Source organism: Streptomyces coffeae (assembly GCF_016741875.1).
Classification (GTDB): Bacteria; Actinomycetota; Actinomycetes; order Streptomycetales; family Streptomycetaceae; genus Streptomyces; species Streptomyces coffeae.
This window is the reverse complement of record NZ_JAERRF010000130.1, coordinates 1-1,203: the sequence shown is the minus strand read 5'-3', so window position 1 is coordinate 1,203 and position 1,203 is coordinate 1. Positions and strand designations below refer to the sequence as shown.

Below are 1,203 nucleotides of genomic sequence, written 5' to 3'. Positions count from 1 at the left end.
CGCGTCGTACACGGCGCGCTCGGCGGTGCTGCCCACCGCGATACGCCGCTCGACATCGGCCATCAGCTCGGGGTCCTGCGCCATCATGGCCTGCGCTTCGAGCACGGCCTGCGCCTCGCCGCCCGCCAGATTGCCGCGCGCGATCAGATCGGCGGACACGGCCTCGACGGCCTGACGGGCACGCCCCTGCTCACGCGGCGCGTCGTCGGCCGGAATCTGCTTGGCCGGCGGCTCCAGCACCGCCGTGCCCATGTGCCGCACCTGGCCGATCGCCACGCCGTGGCTCACACCGACGCCTCGCAGCGTTGTCTCCATGTCACCCGTCCCCGGTCGATACGGCGGAACCCCGCCATGGTGGATGTCGTAGCTGACCGCGATCGCGCCCGGCCCCGGCCCCGCCGGCGTCGGGCTCACATCCGGCTCAGGTCCATGTGAAGAGCGCGTCGCCCGTCTTCACCTCGGTGTCGCCGTCGCTGACCGCGGCCAGGGCGTACGCGGTGGCCTCCAGGGCCACAACGGGACAGATCGGCGACTTCCCCGCGGCCACGGCGACGTTCGGGTCCCAGCGCACGATCGCGTCCCCGCGCCGGACGGTGTCCCCCTTGTTGATGAGCACCTCGAAGCCCTCACCGTTCAGCTGCACCGTGTCGATCCCCAGGTGGGTGAGCACACCGTGCCCCTCGACGTCCACGACCACAAACGCGTGCGGGTGCAGGGAGACGACGATGCCGTCGACCGGAGCCACGGCCACGCACGGTTCCAGCACCGGATCGACCGCTGTACCCGGACCGACCATGGCGCCGGAGAACACCGGGTCGGGGACCGCAGCGAGACCGATCGCACGCCCGGCGAGCGGGGACGTCACGGTGGTCATGGGAAGCCTCCCGGGGTGAAGATTCATCACGCGCCGTCACCGCCTGTCCCGGACAGCGCACTGCGCAGAAGCGTAAGTCATAGGAACTTTGGATTCCGCACGCGCGGCGCAGGCCGGAGAGCGTCCGGGGGCGTCGAATCGATTTGCCATGGCTGTGTGGGGCCCTGTACTGTCGTATGCCTGCCCACCGGATGAAGCATCGCAGTCACCTGCGAGCGCGTCCAGGTCGAGGGCAGCACCTTCAGCTACTAGATCCAATTCTCGGATCCGCTTTCGCATGCCGTGCGAGGGACACCGGTTCGAGACACGGAAATGGTCTGATAGCGTGT

The 1,203-nt window shown here is 69.3% G+C and carries 2 protein-coding genes; both read right to left on the bottom strand.

Features of this window, described 5'->3' with window-relative positions; all coding sequences use genetic code 11:
* Positions 1-315, bottom strand: a 315-nt coding sequence (locus JK363_RS41275; RefSeq protein ID WP_307822117.1) for a phosphoenolpyruvate-utilizing N-terminal domain-containing protein, incomplete at its 3' end; no start/stop codon positions are given.
* A gap of 106 nt (positions 316-421) precedes the next feature.
* Positions 422-874, bottom strand: a complete 453-nt coding sequence (locus tag JK363_RS41270) for a PTS sugar transporter subunit IIA (protein WP_201883465.1) — start codon at positions 872-874, stop codon at positions 422-424.
* Positions 875-1,203 lie beyond the last annotated feature (329 nt).

Bases quoted from the DNA above. Each gene is read 5' to 3' on its own strand.
- JK363_RS41270 (WP_201883465.1), bottom strand. From the start codon at position 874: ATGACCACCGTGACGTCCCCGCTCGCCGGGCGTGCGATCGGTCTCGCT.